Source organism: Actinomycetospora straminea (assembly GCF_028737255.1).
In the GTDB taxonomy this organism is placed as follows: domain Bacteria; phylum Actinomycetota; class Actinomycetes; order Mycobacteriales; family Pseudonocardiaceae; genus Actinomycetospora; species Actinomycetospora straminea.
Window position 1 is genome coordinate 12,584 of record NZ_JAQZAN010000027.1, and the last position, 18,183, is coordinate 30,766.

The 18,183-nt window shown below is 76.4% G+C and carries 18 protein-coding genes; 11 read left to right on the forward strand and 7 right to left on the reverse strand.

Going from position 1 to position 18,183, the window contains the following annotated elements; all coding sequences use genetic code 11:
• Positions 1-35: 35 nt before the first annotated feature.
• From PH190_RS27015 to PH190_RS27040, 6 genes are all read left to right on the forward strand, one after another.
• A complete protein-coding gene (locus PH190_RS27015) occupies positions 36-1,064 on the forward strand; it encodes a 4Fe-4S dicluster domain-containing protein (RefSeq protein WP_274234700.1) in 1,029 nt (342 codons plus the stop codon).
• On the forward strand, positions 1,061-2,149 hold the full coding sequence (gene nrfD / locus PH190_RS27020) for an NrfD/PsrC family molybdoenzyme membrane anchor subunit (RefSeq protein WP_274234637.1): 1,089 nt from the start codon (positions 1,061-1,063) through the stop codon (positions 2,147-2,149). Before PH190_RS27015 ends, nrfD begins: the two co-directional genes overlap by 4 nt.
• Before the next feature lie 85 nt (positions 2,150-2,234).
• A complete protein-coding gene (locus PH190_RS27025; RefSeq protein WP_274234638.1) occupies positions 2,235-3,332 on the forward strand; it encodes a permease in 1,098 nt (365 codons plus the stop codon).
• Between the two features lie 7 nt (positions 3,333-3,339).
• Entirely contained in the window at positions 3,340-4,638 is a 1,299-nt protein-coding gene (gene selA, locus PH190_RS27030; RefSeq protein WP_420791718.1) for an L-seryl-tRNA(Sec) selenium transferase, read from the forward strand.
• Positions 4,635-6,425 carry a selenocysteine-specific translation elongation factor gene (gene selB, locus PH190_RS27035; RefSeq protein WP_274234640.1) on the forward strand — a complete coding sequence of 597 codons (1,791 nt, stop codon included), beginning with the start codon at positions 4,635-4,637 and terminating at the stop codon, positions 6,423-6,425. The genes selA and selB overlap by 4 nt, the downstream gene beginning before the upstream one ends.
• Positions 6,426-6,540: 115 nt before the next feature.
• Positions 6,541-7,797 (forward strand): cytochrome P450, encoded by a 1,257-nt coding sequence (locus tag PH190_RS27040; protein WP_274234641.1) that lies wholly within the window; start codon positions 6,541-6,543, stop codon positions 7,795-7,797.
• Positions 7,798-7,955: 158 nt separating this feature from the next.
• On the opposite strand, the gene PH190_RS27045 is transcribed toward PH190_RS27040, so the two are convergent.
• From PH190_RS27045 to PH190_RS27055, 3 genes are all read right to left on the reverse strand, one after another.
• On the reverse strand, positions 7,956-8,693 hold the full coding sequence (locus PH190_RS27045) for an RNA polymerase sigma factor SigF (RefSeq protein ID WP_274234701.1): 738 nt from the start codon (positions 8,691-8,693) through the stop codon (positions 7,956-7,958).
• An 83-nt stretch (positions 8,694-8,776) separates the two neighbouring features.
• Positions 8,777-9,232, reverse strand: coding sequence for an ATP-binding protein (locus tag PH190_RS27050; protein WP_274234642.1), 456 nt, complete (start codon positions 9,230-9,232; stop codon positions 8,777-8,779).
• Positions 9,233-9,327: 95 nt separating this feature from the next.
• On the reverse strand, positions 9,328-9,693 hold the full coding sequence (locus PH190_RS27055; protein ID WP_274192486.1) for an anti-sigma factor antagonist: 366 nt from the start codon (positions 9,691-9,693) through the stop codon (positions 9,328-9,330).
• Between the two features lie 332 nt (positions 9,694-10,025).
• On the opposite strand from PH190_RS27055, the gene PH190_RS27060 reads away from it, so the two are divergent.
• On the forward strand, positions 10,026-10,349 hold the full coding sequence (locus PH190_RS27060; RefSeq protein ID WP_274234643.1) for a WhiB family transcriptional regulator: 324 nt from the start codon (positions 10,026-10,028) through the stop codon (positions 10,347-10,349).
• 18 nt (positions 10,350-10,367) lie between these two features.
• Here the strand turns inward: PH190_RS27060 and PH190_RS27065 are convergent, their stop codons facing one another.
• On the reverse strand, positions 10,368-10,847 hold the full coding sequence (locus PH190_RS27065; protein ID WP_274234644.1) for a bacterial proteasome activator family protein: 480 nt from the start codon (positions 10,845-10,847) through the stop codon (positions 10,368-10,370).
• Between the two features lie 141 nt (positions 10,848-10,988).
• Here PH190_RS27065 and PH190_RS27070 point away from each other — a divergent pair, with 141 nt between their 5' ends.
• Positions 10,989-11,774 (forward strand): ATP-binding protein, encoded by a 786-nt coding sequence (locus PH190_RS27070; protein WP_274234645.1) that lies wholly within the window; start codon positions 10,989-10,991, stop codon positions 11,772-11,774.
• Between the two features lie 30 nt (positions 11,775-11,804).
• Here PH190_RS27070 and PH190_RS27075 read toward each other — a convergent pair whose 3' ends face one another.
• Complete coding sequence (locus PH190_RS27075) at positions 11,805-12,887, reverse strand: DNA topoisomerase IB (RefSeq protein WP_274234646.1); 1,083 nt, start codon at positions 12,885-12,887, stop codon at positions 11,805-11,807.
• A gap of 74 nt (positions 12,888-12,961) precedes the next feature.
• Between PH190_RS27075 and PH190_RS27080 the strand changes: the two genes are divergently transcribed.
• From PH190_RS27080 to malQ, 3 genes are all read left to right on the forward strand, one after another.
• Complete coding sequence (locus tag PH190_RS27080; RefSeq protein WP_274234647.1) at positions 12,962-14,674, forward strand: RecQ family ATP-dependent DNA helicase; 1,713 nt, start codon at positions 12,962-12,964, stop codon at positions 14,672-14,674.
• A gap of 64 nt (positions 14,675-14,738) precedes the next feature.
• Positions 14,739-15,167 (forward strand): hypothetical protein, encoded by a 429-nt coding sequence (locus tag PH190_RS27085; protein WP_274234648.1) that lies wholly within the window; start codon positions 14,739-14,741, stop codon positions 15,165-15,167.
• Positions 15,168-15,210: 43 nt separating this feature from the next.
• Positions 15,211-17,157 carry a 4-alpha-glucanotransferase gene (gene malQ, locus PH190_RS27090; RefSeq protein ID WP_274234649.1) on the forward strand — a complete coding sequence of 649 codons (1,947 nt, stop codon included), beginning with the start codon at positions 15,211-15,213 and terminating at the stop codon, positions 17,155-17,157.
• Between the two features lie 24 nt (positions 17,158-17,181).
• On the opposite strand, the gene PH190_RS27095 is transcribed toward malQ, so the two are convergent.
• Positions 17,182-17,526, reverse strand: coding sequence for a hypothetical protein (locus PH190_RS27095; RefSeq protein WP_274234650.1), 345 nt, complete (start codon positions 17,524-17,526; stop codon positions 17,182-17,184).
• 57 nt (positions 17,527-17,583) lie between these two features.
• A complete protein-coding gene (locus PH190_RS27100; RefSeq protein WP_274234651.1) occupies positions 17,584-17,874 on the reverse strand; it encodes a hypothetical protein in 291 nt (96 codons plus the stop codon).
• Positions 17,875-18,183: the final 309 nt, after the last annotated feature.

Genomic DNA, 18,183 nt, shown 5'->3' on the forward strand with positions numbered 1-18,183 from the left:
AGGTCTGGGACGCGTTCTCCGGGACCACGCCGTCGCTGTCCGGGCCGCTGCCGGACCCCTCGACCGACGCGGGCTGGTCGGGCGATCACCCCAAGCGGGTGGGCTTCTTCACCGACACCTCGGTGTGCATCGGCTGCAAGGCCTGCGAGGTGGCGTGCAAGGAGTGGAACCTGGTGCCCGACGACGGCACCGACGCCTCCGACCTCTACCGCCTCACCGGGATGTCGTACGACAACACCGGTGACCTCGGCGCCTCGTCGTGGCGGCACGTGGCGTTCATCGAGGACGTCCGCCCGCACGGCACGGCGACGCCCGCGCACGGTGGTCAGCAGACCGGTTTCCTGCCCGCCGGGCTGCCCGCGGTGCACGGCGGGGGCAACGGCCACACGCCGCGCGACGCCGCGACGGCGCCGCCCGACGGCGGGACCGTCGATCTCCTCGCACTGCTCCCGGACAGCGGCGCGCACGGCCAGCAGACCCCCGACGACGAGCGCGACGTGCGCTGGCTGATGTCATCGGACGTCTGCAAGCACTGCACGCACGCCGGGTGCCTGGACGTCTGCCCGACCGGCGCGCTCTTCCGCACCGAGTTCGGCACGGTCGTCGTGCAGGACGACATCTGCAACGGCTGCGGCTACTGCGTGCCGTCGTGCCCCTACGGCGTCATCGACGTGCGCGAGTCCGACGGCGGCGCCCACAAGTGCACGCTCTGCTACGACCGGCTCGGCGAGGGCCTCGAGCCGGCGTGCGCGAAGGCGTGCCCGACGAACTCCATCCAGTTCGGCGACCTCGACGAGCTGCAGGCCGCGGCCGACGCCCGCCTCGCCGAGCTGCACGGACGCGGCGTCCAGGAGGCGCGGCTCTACGGGCGCGACCCCGACGACGGGGTCGGCGGCGACGGGGCGTTCTTCCTGCTGCTCGACGAGCCGGAGGTCTACGGGCTGCCGCCGGACCCGATCGTCACCACCCGGGACCTGCCCGAGATGTGGCGCAACGCGGCGCTCACGGCGGTCGGCCTCGGTGCGGCCGTCGTCGCGGCGTTCTGGAAGGGAGGTCGGCGGTGACCGACACCAACCCGGCCGAGATCCCGACCCGGTTCGGGCACGACGAGGGCCGCGAGGCCGACCGCGGCAGCGAGCGGCGCGGGCGGGGACGCAAGGGCGAGCAGCTGCAGGTCCCCGAGGCCGAGTTCCGCTCGTACTACGGCCGCCCGATCATCAAGGCGCCGGTGTGGAAGAACCCGGACGTCCCGCTGTACCTGTTCCTCGGTGGGCTCGCCGCGACGTCGGCCGGGCTCGGCGCGCTCGGCGGGGCGACGGACCGCCCGACGCTGCGGCGCACGGGACGCCTGGCCGCGGCCGGCGGGGCGGTCGGCGGCACCGTGTTCCTCGTCCACGACCTGCACCGCCCGTCCCGGTTCCTGCACATGCTGCGGGTCTTCAAGCCGACCTCGCCGCTGTCGGTCGGCACCTGGATCCTCTCGCCGTTCGCGACCTTCGCCGCGGCGACCGCGGCCGCCGAGGTGGTGGAGCCGTCCCTGCGCCGGCGTGGCGCCCACGGGCTCGCGCGCGTCGTCCGGCGCGCGGGCAACGCCTCCGGGGCCGCGTCCGCGGTCATCGGCCCGGCGCTCGGCACCTACACCGCGGTGCTGTTCTCGAACACCGCGGTGCCGACCTGGCACGAGGCGCACCGCCACCTGCCGATCGTGTTCGCCGGCAGCGCGGCGGCGGCCGGCGGCGGGATGGGGCTGGTCGGGTCGTCGGTCCGCGACAACGTGCCCGCGGCGCGGCTGGCCGTGGCGGGCGCCGCGGTGGAGCTCGCCGCGGGCGAGGTCATGGAGCGCCAGCTGGGCCTGCTCGGCGACGTGTACCGGAAGGGCCGGGCGCACACGCTGATGCGCGCGTCGAAGGCGTGCCTCGCCGCCGGGGCCGTCGGGACCCTGCTGGGCCGGCGTCGTCGCTGGTCGGCGGCCCTGTCCGGGCTGGCGCTGATGGCGGGCTCGGCGCTGACGCGGTTCGGCGTGTTCGACGCGGGCATCGCCTCGGCGAACGATCCGGCCCACATCGTCGTCCCGCAGCGAGAGCGCCTCGAGCAGCGGCGCTCGACGATGGACCAGGACGTGGCCCCGCCGGACCGCACCTTCGCCTGACGTCGGTACTGCCCCGCGCGGGTGGCGGCCGGCGCTCACGCCGCCGTCGGGCGGCGGCGTCGCCGTCGTGTGACGATCGGTGGCCGTGACGGACGCGCGGGTCGAGGTGCGGCGCCGGACGGGGCCGCCGCCGTGGGCGGTGCTGGCGGGGTTCGCGGTACTGGTCGTCGGGGGCCTGCTGTGGGCGAAGTGGGCGCCGTACTGGGTGAAGGTCCCGTCGGTGGCGGGCTCGCACTCGCTCGGACCGTCCATCCTCACCGGCGGGGAGCCCGCCCCGCCCGGGGTGTCGCTGGGTGCCGGCGTGGAGTTCGCCGGCACGTACTTCCTGGCGATCTGGCCCGCGCTCGTCGTCGGGCTCGTGCTGGCGGCGGCGGTGCGGGTCGCCCTGCCCTCCGCGTGGATCGCCCGGGTGTTCGGCGCGGGCGTGCGCGGCGGTGTGCGCGGGAGCGCGCTGGCCCTGCCGTCGCTGATGTGCTCGTGCTGCGCCGCGCCGGTCGCGGTCGGGCTGCGGCGGCGTGCCGCGGACCTGACCGCGACGCTCGCGTACTGGCTCGCGAACCCCGCGCTCAACCCTGTCGTCCTCGCTTTCTGCGCCTTCGTCCTGCCGTGGCCGTGGACCGTGCTGCGCGCGGCCGCCGGGGTCGCGGTCGTCGTCGCGGCGGTCGCGCTCGGCCGGTGGTGGGCGCGGCGCGCCCCCGGCGACGCCGTGGTGGACGCCGCCGACGTCGTCGGTGTCGCCGAGGAGCCCTCGGCGGACGGCCGCCCGCTGGTCGTGCGCTTCCTGCGGGCGCTCGGCGGGCTCGCCGTCCGATTGCTGCCCGAGTACCTGCTGCTCGTCGTCGCCCTGGGCGCGTTCCGCGGCGTGCTGTTCCCGGTCGGCGCGTCGTGGCTGACGGGCACGGGGGTCGTGCTCGCCGTCGTCGCGGTCGTCCTGCTGGCCGTCGCCGGGACGCTGCTGCCGATCCCGACCGGCGCCGAGGTCGCGGTGGTGGTGGCGCTGCTCGCGGTGGGGGTGTCCGGGCCACTGGCCGCGGCGCTGCTCGTCACCCTGCCCGCGGTGAGCCTGCCGTCGCTGCTCATGGTGCGCAGCGCCTTCCCGCGCCGGCTGCTCGTCGCCGTCACCGGATCGGTCGTCGCCGTCGGCCTGCTGACCTCGGCGGGGGCGTGGGCCGTCGGCCTGTGAGCGCACAATGGGCGCCGTGAGCGACGATCACCGCCGCCGGGTGCCGCGGACCGACACGGTGCTCGCCGACGCGCGGCTGGAGCCGGCGCTGGCGACGCTGGGGCGCGCGCGTGTCAAGGAGGTCGTCGTCGCCGCGCAGGGCCGGGCGCGGGCCGGGGAGATCGCGCCGGAGGCCGTGGCCGACGAGGTCGTCGCCTCCCTCCCCCGCACGGCCGCGAGCATGCGCCCCGTCCTCAACGCCACCGGGGTGCTGCTGCACACGAACCTGGGGCGCGCGCCGCTGTCCGCGGCCGCCCGGGACGCGCTGGACGCGGCCGCCGGCACGACCGACGTCGAGCTCGACCTGGCCACGGGCGGGCGGGGGCGTCGCGGCGCGGGGGCGCTCGCCGCGCTCGCGGCCGCGGTGCCCGACGCGGGCGGGGTGCACGTCGTCAACAACGGGGCCGCGGCGCTGATCCTGGCGGCGACGGCGCTGGCCGGCGGCGGGCGGGAGATCGTCATCGCGCGCGGCGAGATGGTCGAGATCGGCGACGGGTTCCGGCTGCCCGACCTGCTCGAGTCGACCGGCGCGCGGCTGCGCGAGGTCGGCACGACCAACCGGGTGCGGGTGGACGACTACGCGGACGCGATCGGCCCGCAGACCGGCATGGTCCTCAAGGTCCACCCCTCGAACTTCGTCGTCACGGGCTTCACGTCGTCGGTGCCGGCGTCGGCGCTGACCGGGCTGGGCGTGCCCGTCGTCGCCGACATCGGGTCCGGGCTCCTCGCGCCGCACCCGCTGCTGCCCGACGAGCCCGACGCGGCCACCGAGCTGCGCGGCGGGGTGCCGCTGGTGACGGCGTCCGGGGACAAGCTGCTCGGCGGGCCGCAGGCCGGGCTGCTGCTCGGCGACGCCGACCTCGTCCACCGGCTGCGCCGCCACTCCCTCGCGCGGGCGCTGCGCGTCGACAAGCTGACCCTGGCGGCGCTCGAGGCGACGCTGCGCGGGCCGGAGCCGCCGGTGCGCGCGATGCTCGCCGCGGACCTGGCCTCGCTGCGCGCGCGGGCCGCCGAGGTGGCCGCGGCGATCGGGGAGCCGGCGGCGGCGGTCGACTGCGCCGCGCAGGTCGGCGGCGGCGGCGCGCCGGGGGTCGAGCTGCCGAGCGCCGGGGTGGCCCTGCCGTCGTCGCTGGCGTCGGCGTTGCGTCTCGGGTCCGACCCCGTGGTGGCGCGCGTCGAGCAGGGCCGGTGCGTGCTGGACCTGCGGTCGGTGCCGCCGTCGGAGGACCCGCGGCTGGTGGTGGCGGTGCGGGCGGCCCTGCCGTGAGGGTCGTGGCGACCGCCGGGCACGTCGACCACGGGAAGTCGACGCTGGTCCGCGCGCTGACCGGGATGGAGCCCGACCGCTGGGCCGAGGAGCGCCGGCGCGGCATGACGATCGACCTCGGCTTCGCGTGGACGACGCTGCCCGGCTCCGCCGAGCCGGTCGCCTTCGTCGACGTCCCGGGCCACGAGCGGTTCGTGACGCAGATGCTCGCCGGGGTGGGCCCGGTGCCGGCGACGATGTTCGTCGTCGCGGCGGACTCGGGGTGGATGCCGCAGTCGACCGAGCACCTCGACGCCCTCGACGCGCTCGGGGTGCGCGACGGGCTGCTCGTCGTCACCCGCAGCGACCTGGCCGACCCGGAGCTCGCGCGGGACGAGGCGCTGGAGCACCTCGCGGAGTCGTCGCTGGGGCGGCTGCCGGCGGTGTGCGTGTCGGGGGCGACCGGCGCCGGGCTGGACGAGCTGCGCTCCGCGCTGTCGGCGCTGGTGGGCGGGCTGCCGGCGCCGGACCTCGACGCCGACGTGCGCCTGTGGGTCGACCGCGCGTTCACCGTGCGGGGCGCGGGCACCGTGGTGACCGGGACGCTCGGGGCCGGGACGATCCACGTCGGCGACGAGCTGGCGCTCGGGTCGCGGACGGTGACCGTGCGCGGGCTGCAGGCGCTGGGCGAGAGCGTCGACCCGGTGGCGGCCGTCGCGCGGGTGGCGCTGAACCTGCGCGGGGTGGGCCTCGACGAGGTCGGGCGCGGCGACGCGCTGACGACGCCCGGGAAGTGGCTGCGCTCCGACGTCGTCGACGTGCGGGTGGGGCCGCCGCGCGGCGCCGACGTCGCGGTCGACCTGCCGCAGCAGGTGATGCTGCACGTCGGGTCGGCGGCGGTGGCGGCACGGGTGCGGCCGCTGTCCACCGAACCCGGCGCCGAGCGGATGGTGCGGCTGACGCTGCGCGAACCGCTGCCGCTGCGGCCCGGCGACCACGCCCTGCTCCGGGACCCGGGCGCGCACCGCGTGCTGGGCGGGGTGACGGTGCTCGACGTCCGGCCGCCCGCGCTGCGGCGGCGCGGCGCGGCGCGGGCGCGGGCCGGGGAGCTCGCGGCGACCGACGGGACGCCGGACGCCCTCGGGGAGCTGGCGCGGCGGCACCTCATGCAGCGCGACGAGCTGGTGGCGCTCGGGGCGTCGGTGCCCGACGAGATCCCGTCGGCGGGCGGGTGGCTGGTCGACCCGGGATGGTTGCCGACGCTGGCGTCGCGGCTGGTGGCGGCGGTCGCCGCGCACGCGGAGGCGCAGCCGCTCGACGCGGGCCTGCCGGCGAAGGCCGCGGCGCGGGCGCTGGAGCTGCCCGAGCCGCGCCTGCTCGACCTCGTGCTCGCCGAGCCGGGCGCGTCGTCGCTGGTCGCGGCGGGCGGGCGGATCCGGTCGCGGGACGCCGGCGGGCTGCCCGAGGGGGTGCGGGCGGCCGTGGCGACGGTGCGCTCGGAGCTGGCGGAGGCGCCCTTCGCGGCACCCGAGGCCCACCGGCTCGCCGAGCTGGGCCTGCGCACCCGCGAGCTGGGCGCGGCGGTGCAGGCGGGCGCGCTGCTGAAGGTGGGCGACGGGATCTACCTGGCGCCCGACGCGGTGGACGTGGCCGTGGCCCGGCTCGCCGGCCTGCCCTCGCCGTTCACGCTGTCCGAGGCCCGCCAGGCGCTGGGCACGACACGACGCGTGGCGGTGCCGCTGCTGGAGTACCTCGCCCGCCAGGGCCGCACCCGCCGCGACGACGAGGGCCGGCACGCCCTGCGCTGAGCCCGGTGCGAGCGGGGGGGTTGCCAGCGTGGCGTCCACGCTGGCACTCAACGTCAGGAAACCCCCCACGATCACCCGGCTTCCCCGCCGTCCCGACCCGCGCCAGGATCGCGTCATGGACCTCCGGCGCGACGTCGCCCTCGGCGCGCGGCTGGCGGTGATGCGCGCCGGCGGGCTGGCCATGGCCGCGGCCGGCGACCCGGTGCTGCGCCTGCTCCACCGCCCCTGGATCGACGACCCGACGTCGGTGCACCGGCAGCTGCTCCAGGGCCCGCAGCCCTACGCGAGCCGCACCGGCGTGCTCGTCGTCGCCACCCACGCGCTGTGCCGCGACCTCGTGCGGGACCGCCGCTTCCTGGTGCGACCGCGGGACGGCGGCTCGCTCGGCGGGTCGGTGGCGGGCGCCCGCGACCCGCTGCTCGAGCCCGTCGACCTGTCGTTCCTCGGCATGGACCCGCCGGAGCACACGCGGCTGCGGCGGCTCGTGGGCGGCTGGTTCACGCCGGCGCGGGTGGAGGCGTACGAGCCGCTGGTCGTCCGGCTGGCCGAGCGGCTGGTCGACGACGCGGTGCGGCGGGAGCGGTTCGACCTGGTCGCCGCGGTGGCGACGCCGCTGCCGGTCGCCGTGATCGCCGAGCTGCTGGGCGTGCCGGACGAACACGCGGCGTCGTTCGCGCGGTGGGGGCGGTCGGTCGGCGCCGGGCTGGGCGGGGTGCGGTCGGCGCGCGCGCTGCACCGGCTCGACGCCGCGGTCGGCGAGCTGCGCGGGCTGCTCGGCGACCTGCTCGCACGGCGGCGGCACGACCCCTCCGACGACCTCCTCAGCCACCTCGCCGCGCAGGACGCCGACGTCGAGGAGACGATCAGCCTCGCCGCGCTGCTGCTGCTCGCCGGGTTCGAGACGACGAGCACGCTGCTGGGCAACGCCGTCGCCGCCATGACCGACGCCCGCGAGCCCTGGGCCCGGCTGGCCGCCGACCCGGCGCGCGCCGCCGACGCCGTCGAGGAGAGCCTGCGCTTCGACGCGCCGATCCGGTTCACCGCGCGCACGCCGCACGAGACGGTGTCACTCGGCGAGCGGGACGTCGCGCCGGACACCGTGGTCCTGGCGATGCTCGGGGCGGCCGGGCACGACCCGGCGGTGCACGCCGACCCCGACGTGTTCGACCTCGACCGCCCGACGCGCGGCGAGCACCTCGCGTTCTCTGGGGGCATCCACTACTGCCTCGGTGCGCCGCTGGCCCGGCTCGAGGCGCGCGTCGCGCTGGCGGCGCTGGCCGAGCGGATGCCGACGCTGCACCGCACGAGGGGCGCGGTGCGGCGGCGCTCGCTGCTGCTGCGGAGCTACCTGCGCCTGCCCGTCGCCGCGTGAGCCGGAGTGATCGTGGGGGCTTTCCCGACGTTGAGTGCCAGCGTGGACGCCACGCTGGCACACCCCGTGCGCCGAGCAGCCCACGGCGTGCCGCGCGGGCGAGGATGTGGCGATCCTGGCGGTGGACGCCAGCCATGCCGCATCGCTCGCAGGGAGCCCTACGACGCCGGCGGGTCCGAGAGGTCGGCGCGGAGGGTCGCGAGGGTGCGGGTGAGCAGGCGCGAGACGTGCATCTGCGACACGCCCACGCGCTCGGCGATCTGGGTCTGGGTCATGCCCCCGAAGAACCGCAGCATGACGATCGTGCGCTCGCGCTCGGGCAGCTTGCGCAGGGCCGGCTGCACGGTCTCGCGGTGCTCGACCTGCTCCAGCTCGGCGTCCGCGGACCCCAGCACGTCGGCGAGCCGCCCGGACGACGGGTCGTCGACGAGCATGTCGTCCAGCGAGCTGGAGCGGTACGCGTTGGCGGCCTCGAGCGCCTCGAGGACCTCCTCGCGGCTGCGCTGGAGGTGCTCGGCGAGCTCGCCGGCGGTGGGCGCGCGGTTGAGCTCCTGCGACAGGTGCGGCATCGCCGACCCGATGGCCAGGCGCAGGTCCTTGAGGCGCCGGGGCACACGCGTCGACCACGCCTTGTCCCGGAAGTAGCGCCGGACCTCGCCGGTGATGGTCGGCACCGCGTACGACAGGAAGTCCGAGCCCCGCTCCGGCGAGAAGCGGTCGACGGCGTGGATCAGGCCCACGGTGGCGACCTGCTCGAGGTCCTCCTGCGGCTCGCCGCGCTGGGCGAAGCGTCGCGCGATGTGCCGCGCCAGCGGCAGGTACCCCTCGACGAGCCGGTCGCGCAGCACCTCGCGACGCGGGTCGTCCTGGTCGAGCCCGGCGTGCTCGGTGAGCATCGGGACCAGGTGCTCGTACGAGTCCTCGTTCCGGGAGCCCGACGACCCGCCCGCGCGGCCCGGCAGGGCGCGCGCCGCCTCGCTCACGGGTCGAGCCGTTGCTTGCGCAGGTGGATGCCGAGCCACTCCGGGTCGGCGTCGAGGACCTGGGCGTCGTCGGTGAGCGTGGTGAGCACGCGCCAGCCGAAGGTGTCCTGGCGCAGCGCGGCGTCCCCGGTGACCGGGACCCGGCAGATCACGTCGATCCGCCCGTCGGACATCGCGAACCCGCAGCGGAGCTGCCCGCCCTCGCGGGCCAGCGGCACCAGCGCCGAGCACGCCTCGTCGACCGCCATGCGGAGGTCGGAGACGGCGTCGAGGTCGAAGTCGGCGCGCGCGGCGAGGTCCGCCGCGACGGCGCGCACCGACGGGATCAGCGCGGGGTCGGCGTGCACGCGGACCTCGACGGGCGTCGGGGTCTCGGCCAGTCCGCCCGAGCCGGTGCCCGGATCGGTGGCGGTGGACGAACGATCACGCTGCTGCGGTTCCGGCGTCTGCACGGCTGCTGATCTCCGTTTCGCGGCAGGTGAGGCGGGCGGTGGCGGGGTGTCACCGTATCGGCGCAGGCGGTGCCGACGGCAGGCCCCCGCACCGGTCATCCGGCGAGCGCGGCCTCGACCGAGGGGTAGAGCGCGAACAGGTCGGTCAGCCCCGTGGCCTGCAGCGGCCGGCTCACCGGTCGCGAGTTCGCCACGAGGCGCAGCGCGACGTCCCGGTTGCGGGACTCGTCGAGCGCCTCGACGAGCAGCGCGAGGCCGCTCGACCCGAGGAACTCGACGGACAGCATGTCGAGCACGAGCACCGTGGGCTTGCCCTGGAGCTCCTCGTTCACCTTGGCGCGCAGCGCGGGCGTCGTCAGCATGTCGATCTCGCCGGCCAGCCGGATCACCGACGCGCCGTTCGACCGCTGCACATCGACGCCCAGCGGGTCCTCCGCGGTGAGGTCGTCATCGGTGGCCACGGTCTGGTCCCCCTCCGGTCTGGTCGGGTGCGCTCGGGGCGTGCGCCGAGCACTCCTCGTCGATCCACGGGCAACGTACTTGCCGTGGTGGCGAGCCTACTCGTCACCCCCCGTGGGCACCTGTTCACGGCCCGGACGACCGCCCGGACGATGTCGTGCAGCCCGCCGGCGGGTGGTGACACGCCGAGCATGACGCACCCGACGCTCGATCGTGACCCGCACTGGGCCGTTCAGGGGTGTTTGGCGTCTCGGAGCGCGGGGGATACCGCGCCTGCACCTCCGGTTCCGGGAGAACAGTCCCCCGCCCGGACGCCCTGAATGGGAGGACCGCCATGGCCGACATCCGCCTCCTGCCCGGCCCGATCATCGACGAGTGGGACTGGCAGCTCCACGGGTCGTGCCGCGGGATGGACTCGAGCTTCTTCTTCCACCCGGACGGGGAGCGCGGACCGCGTCGCGAGCACCGCGCCGCCGAGGCCAAGAAGGTGTGTGCGAGCTGCCCGGTGATCGAGCCGTGCCGCCGGCACGCGCTGGCCACCCGCGAGCCCTACGGCGTCTGGGGCGGCCTGACCGAGGACGAGCGCCGCGTCGCGCTGCGCGGTGACCGCCGCGTCGCCACCCCCGAGGCCGGCGCCGTCGTCTACGAAGCCCCCTGACCGACCCTCACAGGTCCCTCACAGGTACTGCCCGCCGCCGCCGTCCCCGCTCGCCGCGGGACGGCCGCGGCCCTGACGCATCTGTTCGAGCTGCCCGCGCGCGGCCATCTGCTGCGCGAGCACGGCGCTCTGGATGCCGTGGAAGAGCCCCTCGAGCCAGCCGAGCAGCTGTGCCTGGGCGATCCGCAGCTCGGCCTGCGAGGGCGTCGCCTCCGAGGTGAACGGCAGCGTGATCCGGTGCAGCTCGTCGCGCAGCTCCGGGGCCAGGCCCTGTTCGAGCTCGCGGATCGAGCGCTCGTGGATGTCGGCCAGCCGTGAGCGTCCCGCCTCGTCGAGCGGCGCCGAGCGGACCTCCTCGACGAGCTTGCCGACCATCCCGGCCACCCGCATGACCGCGCCCGGCGAGGCGACCAGGTCGCCGGTGCCCGCACCCTCCCCCGCACCCGACGCGGCGGCCGCCGCGAGGGCGGACGAGGGACGTTCGTCCTGATCGCTCATGAGCCCATCATGGCGCGCCACGGCCGGCCCGTCAGATCGGCCCGCGACCGGTCCCCCGCCGCTCGTCCACGCCGGGCGACCCGTCGGCGGGGACGCGCATGCCCCTCCGGGGGCGGGGGTACCAGGGTCCGGAGGTGAGTCGTGGACACAAGGATCGAGCTGTCCCTCGAGAACACGGGGGACGGCGAGGGCGACGCGTGGCCGGACCCGAACGGGACCGGACGCGGGGCCCCACCGGTGGTCGTCGCGCTGTCCGGTCCCCTGTCCCTGACCACCGCCCGCCCGCTCGTGGAGCGGCTCTGCCAGGCGATGCGCGGCTACGGCGCCGTGGTCGCCGACCTGTCACGGGTCGAGCTCGTCCACTCCGGGGCGGTGCACGCGTTCCCCGAAGCCGCCGCGCGCGCCGGTGAGTGGCCCGAGGTGCGGCTCGCCCTCGCGGCCCCGGACGCGACGACCGCCGCGCTGCTCGAGAGCTCGCGCGTCACCGAGCGCGTCCCGGTCCACCCCGACGTCGACGCCGCCCTGGCCCACCTCGACGAGCGCCCGGCGCTGGTCCGCGGCTGGTGGCGCTTCGGTGTGGACCCCCGCGCCCCCGGCGACGCCCGGACGAACGTGCGTCGGGTCTGCGGCTACTGGTCGGTCGACGAGGACGCCCGCGAGGCCGCCGAGATCGTCGTCACCGAGCTCGTCACCAACGCCGTCGAGCACGCGGCGAGCCGGTCGGTGGTCGAGGTGGAGCGCCGCGAGCACCGACTGCGCCTGACCGTGCGCGACTTCGACCTCGCGCCCCTGCCCGAGGCGCACCTGCCCGCGCCCACGTCACCGCGGGGGCGTGGCCTGGCCATGGTCGCCGCCGTCACCACGTCCTGGGGCGTCGAGGCCCACCGCGACGGCAAGACCGTGTGGGCGGAGATGACGACGGCCTGAGCCGCCGTCACCCTCGTCACCCCCGGGGCGTCACGCCGCGGCGGCGAGGTCGACGACGCCGCGGTGGTCGAGCAGCTCGAGCACGGCACGCTCGACGTGCAGGCGCATGGCCCGGTCGTCGCCGGGTGCCGAGCGCAGCGCCTCGGCGATGGTCCGGCCCTGCTCGAAGTGCGTCACGATCACCGGGTCGACGTAGGAGCGCTTGCACACCGCGGGGGTGTTGCCCAGCTGCTCCGCGACGGCCTTCATCGTCCGCGTGACGGCGCTCTTCTGCTTGCGCTGCGCCCGTGGCGGGGCGCCGGCGTCGTCGCACTCGCCGGCGAGCGCCACGGCGGCCTGCACGCCCGCGTTCCAGGTGCGCAGGTCCTTGGCGGTGAACTCCTCGCCGATCAGCTCGCGCACCGCGTCGTTGACGTCCTGCGCCGTGACGTCGTGCCACGGCCCGCGGTCGCCGCCGCGCCCGCCGCGTCGGAACGCGAGCAGGTCCTCGCCCCCGCCGCGACGGCGCTTGAGCGAGGTGACGAGGGCGTGCACGTGCTCGTCGTGCAGCGTGATCCGCCGCGGGACGCCCGACTTGGCGGTGTAGCGGAACTCGACGCCACCGTCGCGCCGGGCGATCGCGTGCTCGCGGCGCAGCGTCGCGAGCCCGAAGGACGCGTCGCCGGGCGAGTCGTCGCTGGCGTACTCCTCGTGCCCGACGCGGAAGACGCCGAGGTCGAGCATCCACACCGCACCGGCGAGCACCCGGTCACGGCCGAGGCCACGACCCGCGGTCAGGCGTGCGGCGATCTCGGTGCGGGCGTCGCCGATGACGTGCCCGAGGCGGGCGACGCGGATGAACTTCTCCTGGTTGCGCTGCAGCGTCCACTGCTCGTGGTAGCGGTACTGCCGGCGACCGGCGGCGTCGGTGCCGACGGCCTGGATGTGGCCGAGCGGGTCGGCACAGATCCAGACGTCCTCCCACGCCGGCGGGATGACGATCTTCCGGATGCGGTCCAGGTGGGCGGCGTCGGTCACCGACGCGCCCGACTCGCGGTCGAAGTAGCTCCAGCCCTTGCCGCGACGACGGCGACCGAGACCGGGTCCGTAGGGCTCGACGTGCACCAGATCCACCGGGCGGGCTTACCCGCCGGTCACCCCTCACGAACGCCGGTTTCCGGCGTGAGGCGGATGGCTAACACCGGCCGGTGACCGACTCCCGCCAGGATCTCCTCGGGCCGTGTGGCCCCGTCGACCGCCCCACCCGTGACGCGGTCGACGCGGCCGTCGTCCGGGTCCTCGGCGAGGGCGCCGAGCTCGGCGACGGCCAGCGCGACGCGGTGCTCGGCGCGCTCGTCGACGACTGCCTGGCCGTGCTGCCGCCGGCCGCGGGCAAGACCGCCGTCTACGCCGTCACCGGTCTCGTGCTGGGTGGTCGGACGGTCGTGGTGTCCCCGACGCTGTCGCTGCACCGCGACCAGGTCGCCCACCTCGTCGACGCGGGCCTGCGCGCCGAGGTCCTGAACTCGACGCTCGCGAAGGGCCGGCACGCCGAGGTGCTCGACGCGTTCGAGGCCGGCGACCTCGACGTGCTCGTGACCTCCCCCGAGCAGCTCGCGCGCCCCGACGTGCTCGACGCGCTCGCGGCCGGCGAACCCTCGTTGCTGGCGATCGACGAGGTCCACTGCGTGTGCGACTGGGGCCCGGACTTCCGCCCCGACTACCTCACGCTCGCCGTCGCGCGCCGCCGCCTCGGCCACCCGCGGGTGCTGGGGCTCACGGCGACCGCGTCGGTGCCCGCACGCCAGGAGATCCTCGAGCTGCTCGGCGTGCCCGAGGCGTGCGTCGTCGTGCGCGACCCCGACCGGCCGCACATCCACCTCACGTCGCACCTCGTCCACTCCGAGGAGACGAAGTGGGAGCGGGTGGCCCGCGAGGTCACCGAGCTTTCCGGCGACGGGGCGACCGGCATCGTCTACGTGACGACCCGCGCGCACACCACGCTCGTGCGCGACCGGCTGCGCGACGCCGGCATCGCCGCCGAGGCCTACCACGGCGGGATGAAGAACGCGGAGCGCGCGCGGGTCCAGGACGCCTTCATGGCGGGCGAGGTCCCGGTCGTCGTCGCCACCAGCGCGTTCGGGATGGGCATCGACAAGCCCGACGTGCGGTGGGTCGTGCACGGCGACACGCCGACCTCGATCGACGCCTACCACCAGGAGATCGGACGCGCGGGCCGCGACGGCGAGCCCGCGACCGCGGTGCTGTTCCACCGCCCGCAGGACCTCGCCCGCCCCAAGCTGTTCGCCTCCGGTCGTGACGCGAAGCCGCGGGCGCTGTCGACGGTGCTCACGGCGGTCCGCGCCAACCCGCGCGGGGTCGCGATCGACGAGCTCGCCGACCCGGCGGGGCTGTCGAAGGCCGCCCTCGCGCGGGCGGTGCCCGGGCTCGTCGCCCTCGGCGCGGTGCGCCAGCTCCCCGGCCGCAAGCTCGCCCCCGGTGACGCGCTCGGCGAGGACGACATCGACGGGCTCGCGAAGGAGGCGGCCGCGCTCGTCACGCGCCGGCGGGAGCGCGAGCAGAGCAAGGTCGAACTGGTGCGCCGCTACGCCGAGGCCACGGGGTGCCGGCGGCGCACGCTGCTCGAGACGCTCGGCGCGTCCCGCGACGAGGCGTGCGGCTACTGCGACATGTGCGACGCCGGGCGCGCCGGTGACCCGGGCGACCGCGCGGGGCTGCACGAGAGCGGCGGCCAGGACGGCGACCCGGTGCCCGGAGAGGCCGTCCGCCACGACGAGTGGGGCCGGGGCACGGTGACGACGGTCGCCGAGGACTCGGTCGTCGTGCTCTTCGACGGCGGCGGTTACCGGACGCTGTCGTTGCCGCTCGTGCGGGAGAAGCACCTGCTCCAGCCCGCGTGATCGTCACGTTTCCGGCGGGGCGGCGGAGCCGATCCCGGTGGTGCGCCCACGACGGAAGGTGACCGTGCTCCACGAACCGACCATCCCCACCCTGGCCCCGCCGGCCGCCGCCCCCGACACGCTGCCCGCTCCCCGCCCCTCCTCCATCGAGGAGCCGTCGACTCCGTCGGCGCCCGAGCCGCAGGCGGTGACCATCCGGTCGAGCGGGCGCCAAACGCCGCCGGCCGACCTGCGGGCCCTGGCCCGCCGGGCGCGTCGGGACACCGTGGCGGCCCGGGAGCTCGCGGCCGCGCTGCTGGCCCGCGGGTGGGACACGGGGCGCGCCGCCGCGGCCACCGGTCTGGCCGAGGGCGCCGTCGCCGCGCTCGCCGGGGTGCGCCGTCCGGGCACCGCGGCCGGCGCCGTCGCCGCCGACGTCGCCGCCCGGGCAGCGCGCCGTGCCGCCGGCACCGAGGAGCTGCCGCCCGCGCCGCGGGCCCGCCCCGCGTCCTGACATCCTGCTCCTCCCCCCGCCCCACCGAACCGAGGAGACGCCGGTGCCCGAGCCGGTCGAGCCGGATCTCGCCGAGCTCGCCACCGCCCACGGCGTGGCGGTGCGGTACCGCGACGCGGACGAGCAGGAGGTCGAGCTCGACCGCGGCGTCGTCCTCGACGTCCTCGCGGCGCTCGACGTCGACGCCCGCACGCCGGAGGCGCTGGGCGCGGCCCTGCAGCGCCTGCGCTCGGTGGACCCCGACGCGCTGCCGGCGACGCTGGTCGTCGACGTCGGGACGACGCGACCGCTGCCGGCGTCGGGCACGGTGACGCTGGAGGACGGCACGCGGCGGTCGGTCGACGAGGTGCCCGACGACCTGCCCGTCGGCTACCACCGTCTCGCGTGCGGCGACCAGGACGTCGCGCTGATCGTCGCACCGCCCGCGCTGGACCCGCCGCCGCCGACGTGGGGGTGGATGGTGCAGCTCTACGCGCTGCGCTCGGCGCAGTCGTGGGGGTGCGGGGACTACGGGGACCTCGCGACGCTGCTGGCGCGGACCGCGTCGGAGCAGGGCGCGGGAGCGCTGCTGGTCAACCCGCTGCACGCGCTGGCGCTGGCCCCGGAGGTCGAGGCGTCGCCGTACTCGCCGTCGAGCCGGCGCTTCCTGCACCCGCTGTACGTGCGGGTGGCGGAGACGGCCGCGTACGCCGCGGCGCCGTCGTCGGTGCGCGCCGACGTGGACGCGCTGCGGCCGCCGACGGGCGACCTCGTTGACCACGACGCGGTGTGGGCGGCCAAGCGCGCGGCGCTGGAGCTGCTGCGGCCGTACGACACCGCGGCGCCGGCCGACGTCGACGCGCTCGACGAGGAGCTGCGCGACGTCGCCACCTGGTACGCGCTGGCCGAGCGCCACGGCAGCGACCTGCACGCGTGGCCGGCGGGGTTGCGGCACGTGGGGGACGTCGAGGTCGATGCCGCGCGGCGGGAGCTCGCCGACCGCGTGCTGTTCCACGCCTGGTGCCTGCAGCTGGCCGACACGCAGCTGGCGGCGGCGCACGAGGCGACGGCCGGCATGGCCGTCGGGCTGATCGCCGACCTGGCCGTCGGGTGCTCGGCCGGGGGTGCCGACGCGTGGACGCTGGCGGACGCGCTCGCGCCCGGGGTGACCATCGGCGCGCCGCCCGACGACTTCAACCAGCAGGGCCAGGACTGGGCGCTCCCGCCGTGGCGCCCGGACGCGCTCGCGGCGTCGGGGTACGCGCCGCTGCGCTCGATGATCCGCGGGGTGCTGCGCCACGCCGACGGCCTGCGCGTCGACCACGTCGCGGGGCTGTGGCGGCTGTGGTGGATCCCGCCGGGGCGCGGGGCACGCGAGGGCGCCTACGTGCACTACGACGCGCGGGCGATGCTCGCGGTGGTGGCGATCGAGGCGTCGCGGGCGGGGGCGGTGGTGGTCGGCGAGGACCTGGGCACGGTCGAGCCGGAGGTCACCGAGGGGCTCACCGAGCACGGGGCGCTGGGCTGCGCCGTGCTGTGGTTCCAGCGGGACCCCGACGGCGAGCTGCTGCCGCCCCGGCGCTGGCACCCCGACACGCTCGCGAGCGTCTCCACCCACGACCTGCCCACCGCGGCGGGGTTCCTGGCCGACGAGCACGTCCGCGCCCGCGCCGAGGCCGGGGTGCTCTCGGACCTCTCGGCGGCGCGGGCGGACGCGGCGCGCGACCGGGAGGAGCTGCTCGGGCTGCTGCAGGCCGAGGGGTTCGGGGTGTCCGCGTCGTCGGACGCCGACGAGATCGTGCTGGCGATGCACCAGCTGCTCTCGACCGCCCGCTCGCGGATCGTGCTCGCGGCCTTCACCGACGTCCTCGGCGACGTCCGCCAACCCAACCTCCCCGGCACCGTCGACGCCTACCCGAACTGGCGCATCCCCCTCTCCGCCTCCCTCGAGGACCTCCTCACCGACCCCCGCGTCCGCGCCGTGGCCCAGGCGCTCCGCGCACGTGCGTGATCTTCTGAGCTATAGCTCAGAAGATCACGCACGCAAGGCAGATGGATCCGCTGGCGGACCGTCTGCGTCGAACCCGACATGGACGAGTTCGACGCCTGGGCGCAGCTCCGGGCTCACCAGCACGATGTGGTCACCCGGGCCCAACTGCTGGCGCAAGGGTTCACCGACGGAGGAATTCGGGCGCAGGTCGATGCCGGGCGGTGGCAGCGCCTCCACGAGGGCGTGTACGCACTCTTCTCCGGCCCGGCGGGTCAGGAGGCACTCCGCGTCGCCGCACTCCTCGCCCGTCGCGGCGTCGCTCTCCTGAGCCACGAGACGGCCGCGGAGATCCACGGCTTCGTCCGGCACGACCCCGAACGCCCGATCCACGTGACCGTTCCCTACGGGACGTCGGCGTTGCGTTCGGACGGGCTCGCGGTCCATCGCTCACGAGCCTTCGCCCACCTCGCGCTCCCCGGCTCCGCCCCGCCGCGCGTCACGCCGGCACACACGGTGCTCGACCTCGCGGTCGCTGCGCCCAGTGCGCCCGAGGCGATGCGGCGGGCTCACCAGCACGCGCTGGACGGCGGCGTACACCCCCTCGCCCTCGAGCGGGCCGTGGAACTCCGCCGCCCCGCGCGCTACCGACGTGCCATCGCGGATGCCGTCGCCCTCCTCCGCGACGGAGTCCTGTCGGCGCTGGAGTACCGCTACCTCGTCGACGTCGAACAGGCCCACGGGCTCCCGGTCGGGCATCGGCAGGATCCCGTCCTCGTCGACGGTGTTCGACGCTACGAGGACGTGACCTACGACCTGCCCGGCGGTCGGGCCATCGTCCGTCTCGACGGGTTCGGGCACCACCGCGACAGCGCGACGGCTCTCGTCGACCGGCGGCGATCGGCCACCGCCGTGCTCGCAGGGACGCCGTCGATCCCGTACGGCTGGACCGAGGTCACGACATCGCCGTGCCGGACGGCGTCGGAGATCGAGGCACTCATCCGGCCTCTTGGCTGGCCGGGGACGTTGCGTCGGTGTTCTCGTCCTACG